General features: G+C 57.0%; 6 protein-coding genes. 4 read left to right on the forward strand and 2 right to left on the reverse strand.

From position 1 onward, the window contains the following. The 4 genes from V6C16_RS05625 to V6C16_RS05640 all read left to right on the forward strand — a co-directional run. Nucleotides 1-1,000 (forward strand): radical SAM protein (locus V6C16_RS05625; protein WP_333542868.1); only part of this gene is annotated, 1,000 nt, incomplete at its 5' end. 282 nt (nt 1,001-1,282) lie between these two features. After that, nucleotides 1,283-1,729, forward strand: coding sequence for a flavodoxin (locus V6C16_RS05630; protein ID WP_333536167.1), 447 nt, complete (start codon nt 1,283-1,285; stop codon nt 1,727-1,729). Between the two features lie 756 nt (nt 1,730-2,485). After that, nucleotides 2,486-3,472, forward strand: coding sequence for a UDP-glucose 4-epimerase GalE (gene galE / locus V6C16_RS05635; RefSeq protein WP_333542869.1), 987 nt, complete (start codon nt 2,486-2,488; stop codon nt 3,470-3,472). Nucleotides 3,473-3,989: 517 nt separating this feature from the next. Further along, a complete protein-coding gene (locus tag V6C16_RS05640) occupies nt 3,990-4,928 on the forward strand; it encodes a bifunctional methionine sulfoxide reductase B/A protein (protein WP_333536836.1) in 939 nt (312 codons plus the stop codon). A gap of 534 nt (nt 4,929-5,462) precedes the next feature. Here V6C16_RS05640 and V6C16_RS05645 read toward each other — a convergent pair. Beyond that, nucleotides 5,463-6,545, reverse strand: coding sequence for an ABC transporter substrate-binding protein (locus V6C16_RS05645; RefSeq protein WP_333536837.1), 1,083 nt, complete (start codon nt 6,543-6,545; stop codon nt 5,463-5,465). 407 nt (nt 6,546-6,952) lie between these two features. Next, nucleotides 6,953-7,315 (reverse strand): BMP family ABC transporter substrate-binding protein (locus V6C16_RS05650; RefSeq protein ID WP_333536838.1); only part of this gene is annotated, 363 nt, incomplete at its 5' end.

A 7,315-nucleotide genomic window follows, 5' to 3' on the forward strand; every position in this document is an offset into this window, starting at 1 on the left:
GCTGTTGCGGGATTATCCCGCCAACCGTCTTGTCCGGCATATTCTGGACAACTGCGTGGCCCGTTACGACTGCCCGGCGGCCTGCAATTTTGCCCTGGGGCGCTATGAAGCGCCCCTGCCCACCTCCCGTGCCTGCAATGCCCGCTGCGTGGGCTGTATCTCCGCCCAGGAAAAAGATTCGCCTGTGGCCGTGACCCCGCAGTGCCGCCTGGCCTTTGCGCCGGAACCCGGTGAAGTGGCCGAGGTCATGCGCATCCATGCCGGACGCGAAAGCCGCGCGCCCATCTATTCCTTTGGGCAGGGCTGCGAGGGTGATCCTCTCATGAATGCCGATCTGCTGGAAGAAAGCATACGGCTTTTCCGTTCCGGCGGCGGCGCGGGGACCATCAACTGCAATACCAATGCGTCGCGCCCGCAGGCTGTGGCCCGTCTGGCCGAAGCCGGGCTGACCAGCATGCGGGTAAGCCTGAACAGCGCCCGCCCGGTGCTGTATGAGCGTTATTACCGCCCCGTGGACTACTGCCTTGACGACGTGAAAGAGTCCATACGCGCCGCCAGAAGCCGTGGAGTTTTTGTGGCCCTGAACCTGCTGTTTTTTCCGGGCATCACGGATACCGAAGAAGAGCTTGACGCTCTGGCGCGGATGGTGGGCGAAAACGGCGTGAGCATGATACAGTGGCGTAACCTCAACATTGACCCTGAGTGGTACTTCAAACTCATGAACGAGGGGCAGGATTCCGATGGCGGCAAGCGGCTTGAGTTTTCGCCCAGCATGGGGCTGACGCAATTCATGAAGCGTTTGAAAAAGCTTTGCCCCTGGCTGCGTTACGGCTATTTTAATCCGTATGTGGGAGACAGGGCCGAGCTTGAGGCCCCTGCACCCGGTGACTGGAGCATGCCCGCGCCCCGTGCCAAGGAAGGCGCCCTGGCGCCCGGAGAGAGCGCGGATGGCAGCGCCGATGGCGCAACAGACGCCTTTTCGGGAGACGAAAATTTCTGAGGGCGGTTTATTTTCATTTGTGAGTATGGTCACAGAATTGTTTGCATGTTTTTATACAGTGAAGACGTCGGTTGCCCGGCGTCTTCCTTTTTTCAGCTTTTCCCGGCATGGGGCTGTGAACCTGCTGCCTGGCAACAGCGCAAACCGGGCCGACAAATACCTCAGGGTAAAAAGTTTGTATTTTCGGCGGCATGGTCTTGACATGGGAGTCGAAGGTATTTATCTCATTTGAAAATGAATTTCATTTTATAAATATCCGGCCACAGCCGGGAGGAGCGTATCATGAGCAAGGTTTTGATTCTCTTTGGTTCCAGCACCGGCAATACGGAAAGCATCGCGCAAAAGCTGGAAGAGCTGATTGCGGCAGGCGGGCATGAAGTAACCCTGCTGAACGCCGCCGAGGCGTCGGCCGACAATCTGGCCGATGGCTATGATGCCGTGCTCATGGGCTGCTCGGCCTGGGGCATGGAAGATCTGGAACTACAGGACGATTTCGCCCCCCTGTTTGACGAAATGGACAGCATGGGCCTCAAGGGCAAGAAGCTGGCCGCCTTTGCCTCCGGTGATATGGAATACGAGCATTATTGCGGCGCGGTTCCCGCCATTGAAGAAAAGGCCAAGGGCCTGGGCGCGGAAATCATTTGCGAAGGTCTGAAGATTGAAGGCGACGCCTCAAGCGACCCTGATGCCGTGAGCGCCTTTGCCGAAGACGTGCTCAAGAAGCTGTAGACGCCACGCATGCCCGGCACGCTTTGGCCGCTGAACGACAGGATACGGCGGGCTAGAGCAATTTCACTTTGAAATTGCTCTGGCGGCTGCGTGAGCAGACGTTCGCTACGGAGGCGTAAGCGCAGTTTATCTGCGCGGTTAAACGCCGAAGTGAGCGTGCCTTAAACTTTGAGAATGTATATTCTCAAAGTTAATCTGCTCTAAAGCACAGGCGCGGTCAGATCCAGGCAAAGCCTGACGCGAAAAATCTTCGGATACCCCGAAGACGGGCCGTAAGGCAGACGGCCCTTGGCAAGGCCCGGAACTTTTTATGCGGTTCCGGGCCTTGTTCCGTAAAAAAATATCATTCCGCGCTGGCATCGCGGCTCAAGTCGTGGCAACATGTTTTCAGAGCGGATGGAGTTTTATTGCTTGTCGCTTCCGGCGGCCGCGCCACGGCAGCCCATATGGACGGCGGGGCGCATATGCCGGGCCTTCCAGAGCATTTACACTTGAAATGCTCATACGGCAGGCAAAAGCCTGCCTGCCCGCATTTCGTGGCAAGGATTTTCCTGAAAATCCTTGCAGAGCAGTGAACTCATTTCATTCGCAAACTGCTCCAGCGGGTATCCGTTTCTGCCGCCGCCGGAGCGTGTTCAGGGTTGAAACTGCTCCAGTCATGGCGGGGCTTGCCATGACGGCAATTGTTGTGCAAAAAGCGAAACCTTGTTGGCGCGGAATCCGCGTCGGACAGCTTTCAACAAAAGAGACATGCCAATGCCCATTCTGGTTTGCGGCGGAGCCGGGTATATCGGTTCCCACAATGTGCGTTCCCTGTTGGCGCGTGGTGAAGAAGTAATTGTCATTGACAATTTTTTTACCGGCCACCGCGACTCGCTGCCTGACGGTATTACCCTGTACGAAGGCGATATTCGCCAGGGAGAATTGCTGGACAGGATTTTTTCCGAGCACCGCGTGGACGCCGTGCTGCATTTTGCCGCCAGTTCGCTGGTGGGCGAAAGCATGGAGCAGCCGCTCAAATATTTTCACAACAATGTCCACGGCATGCAAAGCCTGCTTGAATCTATGGTGCGCAACCGCGTAGACAAGATCGTATTTTCTTCGTCGGCGGCTGTTTACGGCGAGCAGGACAATGTGCCCATCAGCGAAGACGCGCCCCTCAGCCCCACCAATCCTTATGGCGAAAGCAAGCTCATTATGGAGCGCATGATGCACTGGGTGGGCAAGGCTCACGGCATACGCTTTGTGAGCCTGCGCTACTTCAACGTGGGGGGGGCCTGGCCCGGGGGCATTATCGGTGAGGACCACAGGCCGGAAAGCCACCTCATTCCCCTCATCCTGCAGGTTCCCCTGGGCAGACGTGAAACCGTGACCATTTTCGGCAATGACTATGCCACGCCTGACGGAACCTGTATCCGCGATTACATCGGCGTTATGGACCTGGCCGATGCGCATATGCGCGCGCTGGACTATCTGCGCGCGGGTGGCGGCAGCGAGGTGTGCAACCTCGGCAACGGCAAGGGCTTCAGCGTGCGCGAAATGGTGGCGGCCGCCTGCCGGGTCACGGGCCACGACATCGGCGTGACCGTGGCTACCCGGCGCTATGGCGATCCTGCGCGGCTGGTGGCCTCGGCTGACCGCGCCAGAGAACTGCTGGGCTGGGAAGCCAGGGCGGGCATTGACGATATTATCGCATCCGCCTGGGAATGGCATAAGAACCATCCTGACGGTTTTTCAGCCTGAGTCCTGCCTGTCCTTGACAAGTATGCTGCTGCGCCCGCCTGTTTTTTCAGGGCGGGCGCAAGTCTTTTCCTCCGCATTTGCCCTCCGGTTCATGTCTGCCCCATGTTGGGCGGCGCAATTTTGAAAAAATGGCAATGCTCTGCGCGTTTTTGTAAAATCTCGTCGCAAGACGGCCCAGAACCTGGCCGGCAAGGCGAATATGCTTTGGCCGTTGAGGCGCAGTGAAGATGCGGACGGTGACGGCAGGAATGCCCGGCCGGTACGCAGCCATTTCAAAAAGAAAAATATTCTGAAATCACACGGCCTGTGCGGCTGACCAGGCATGACGCCTGTTGCGGGCAAGGCATTGACCACACGCGCAGGGGTCTTATGTACACAGAAGAACAGTGAGGCATTTATGCGAGAGCATTTCTTTTTTTTAATCCTGGCCGCCTGGCTGCTTTGCGGCGCGTTTTTTCCGGCTGTCGCGGATTGTGCCGCTGCCGGGTCTGCTAATGCGGCTTCACCGGAGACTGCCATGAAAACACCTTTCCCCATGCCGCCCCTTTCCGGGCCGGAAGCGGACGTTATTTTACGCAAAGCCACGGAAGCGCCATTCTCCGGGCAATATACAGACAAGCACGAAGCGGGAACCTATGTGTGCCGGCAGTGCGGCGCGCCCCTTTACAGCTCGCGCGACAAGTTTGAATCCGGTTGCGGCTGGCCCAGCTTTGACACTGAACTGCCCGGCGCGGTGCGCCGTCAGCCCGATGCGGACGGCAGGCGGGTGGAAATTATCTGCGCAAACTGCGGCGGGCATCTGGGGCATGTGTTTGAGGGCGAAGGCTTTACTGCCAGGAATACCCGGCACTGCGTCAATTCGCTGTCCATGACTTTTTATCCCGCGGGCAGCCCGGAAGAAGCGAAGGCGTTGGCCCGGGCCGGTTCACAGAAATGCCCGGCCACAGCCATTGTGGCCGGGGGGTGCTTTTGGGGTGTAGAGGATGCCTTCAGGAAAATGCCGGGCGTGTGCGAGGCTGTTTCCGGCTATACCGGAGGCCGTACGCCCAATCCGACGTATGAGGCCGTGTGCACCGGCAAAACCGGGCATGCTGAGGCCGTGCGCGTGAGCTTTGACCCGTCTGTGGTCAGCTACGAGCAGATATTGCGTCGTTTTTTTGAAATACACGATCCCACACAACTGAATCGTCAGGGGCCGGACGTGGGGGACCAGTACCGTTCCGCCGTGTTTTTTCTTGATGCGGAACAGGAGGCCGTGGCGCGCAAGCTTACGGGCCGTTTGAGGGACTTGGGCTATGATGTGGCGACAAAGCTGGAACCGGCCGGGACGTTTTACATGGCCGAAGACTATCATCAGCGTTTTGCTGAACGTACGGGCCGGGGGGGCTGCCACGTATCCGTACCGCGCTTTGATGTTTCCGCCGGGGGCGGCGGTAGCGGCGCACTACGGAAATGAAAAAAGTACGGCGGGCCGTGTGGCGGCCCGCCGTACTGCTGTCAGAATCTTTTTGAGGGCATTTTCACTTTGAAATCGCTCTGGCGGCCGCGTGAGTACGCGCAATGTATTTGTGCTGTTAAGCGCCGAGCGAACGTGCCTTAAATTTTGAGAATGTCCATAGAAAGTGAGCATTCGACGAGCATCTAGAGCAGATTAACTTTGAGAATATACATTCTCAAAGTTTAATACACGCTCGCTTCGGCGTTTAACCGCGCAAATAAATTGCGCTTACGCCTTTGCGGCGAGCGACTGCTCACGCAGTCGCCAGAGCAATTTCAAAGTGAAATTGCTCTAGAGCATTTAACACTTGAAACGCTCGCTTACGGCAGGCAAAAGCCTGCCTTCTCGCATTTCGTGGCAAGGATTTTCAAGAAAATCCTTGCAGAGCAGTTAACTCATTTCATTCGTTAACTGCTCTGACGCGCACTCGGCGCGCAACGGGCGCATGCCCGCGTTGGCGCATGCGTGGGAGCAGCCCGAAACGGGGCGGCCCTATTTTTTCAGCTTGAGATTGGGCGGCACAAGCTTGATGTATTTGTCTGTGGCGTAGGAGGCCGTGCCTGCGTGTATGGCCCCGTCTTTGCCCAGATGCCCCAGTTCGGCGAAAAAGAGGGCAATGGCTTCCTGCTTTTTTTGCACTTCGCTGCGCCCGGCGGTGTTATCAAAGGCCGCCTGCTGTTCAGCCAGGTTGAATACCTTGTGGCTTTTCATGTCGCGCAGCATGAGGTCGTCATCAAAATCCTTTCCGGCCCATTCCAGATAAAAGCGGCGGTAATCCTGAAGAAAATTTTCGGGATTTTTGCTTTGGTATTCATCAACGGCCCTGAAGTAAATTGTAAGAAATTTTACGGTTATTTCAGGATGCTCGTTGGCATAGGCCGTGTCGGCCACGATATAGGTGGGACTGTCTTTACCGCAGTTTTTCAGGGTTGCGGCAAGAGCGCCGCCCTTGTTCAGGGCCAGATACAGTTGCGGCGCCCACAGGGCCACACCATCGCCGATATGGTTTTCATAGCTGGCGACCACAAGGCCCTGCATCATGTTTCTTATAATGATATCACTGTCCCGAAGGCCCAGCACGTCCAGCCAGGCTGAAAGCGCGTAGTGCGCGGAACTCTTGTCCGAAACCAGAAAGGTTTTGCCGCGTACGGTGTCCGGGCTGCCAAGAACGTCGGGGTATTCCTTGTTCCAGCCTTTGACGCCCGCTATGGGGCTGTCCGCATGCACCACAACGCCGTTGGCCGCGGACTCGTCCACGCCTGTGGCGATGGCTGTGACATTGTTGCGCAGGTTGCCCATAACGGCTGGAACAGACCCCATGCCCGCATAAACCCATGCCCCTGTGGGGGCGTCAAGCATTTCCTCGCCGGAATAGTATTGCCGGATTTCTATATCCAGCCCGGCTTCCTTATCCCACCCCTTGTCCTTGGCATACCAGATAAGAAACGTTTCAAACTCGTCCATCCAGGCGGTAGGCACGCGTACCAGGCGCGCGGCAGCAGCTCCGGAGGCCGCCAGATGCAGCAGCATGAGCGCGACAACAGCCAGAGAAATATATTTTTTTATATTGCGCATGGTTTTTCTCCTAGAGCAGATTAACTTTGAACTGCTTCACATTTCAAAGTTTTCATTCAGCCGGAAAACGCGATTTTCGGCTGAATCCACGCCACATTGTGGCGCGCTGCACTTTCGTGCAGCGTTAGAGCATTTACACCTTTTCAAAGTTAACATGCTCTAAAGGCCGCAGAAGAGCGGAAAAAACAGAACTGGCATTACGGCCCTGCCGGCCTTCGGCCGGGGTGGGCTACCCGTACCCTTGAATATGCCTATCTACTTTTTCTTTTTTCGGCAATGGAAAAACCGATAATTGAACGTGCTGCGACCTGGCAGCCCGCCCCGGGCGAGAGGAAAGGTGCGTGCCGCCTGCCGGAGGCCGCGTCATGCGCTTATCGGGCATGCGTACAGTGTGCTGCCGCCGGCGACTACAGGCAGTCGCAGAGCGTTTTTTCTCTTAATGACTTGAGCCGTATGCCGCCATTCATGATTTCGCCGCGCAGTTCGCGCAGGCGACGTTCCTGCCCCGCAGGAATGTTTTTGCCTGCCGCAGCCTTGAAAGGGGCCATGTCTGTAATATCCACGCCGCCATTCTGGAGATCGCGTACCAGAATTTCCTTGCCCTTGAAGTTGCCCGAAGCGGCGGCTGCCATCAGGTCGTATACCGCATCGTCGGCCTTTTTGACTATGGAGGTAAGCACCCGTCCGGGCAGGCGGCTGTCCTGATTGTTGTCCAGCCCCACCGCATACGCCCCGCGAGCGGCGGCTTCTTCCAGAGCCGGGCCGTTGCC

This window comes from Desulfovibrio sp. 1188_IL3213 (genome assembly GCF_036763145.1).
Taxonomy (GTDB): Bacteria; Desulfobacterota; Desulfovibrionia; order Desulfovibrionales; family Desulfovibrionaceae; genus Desulfovibrio.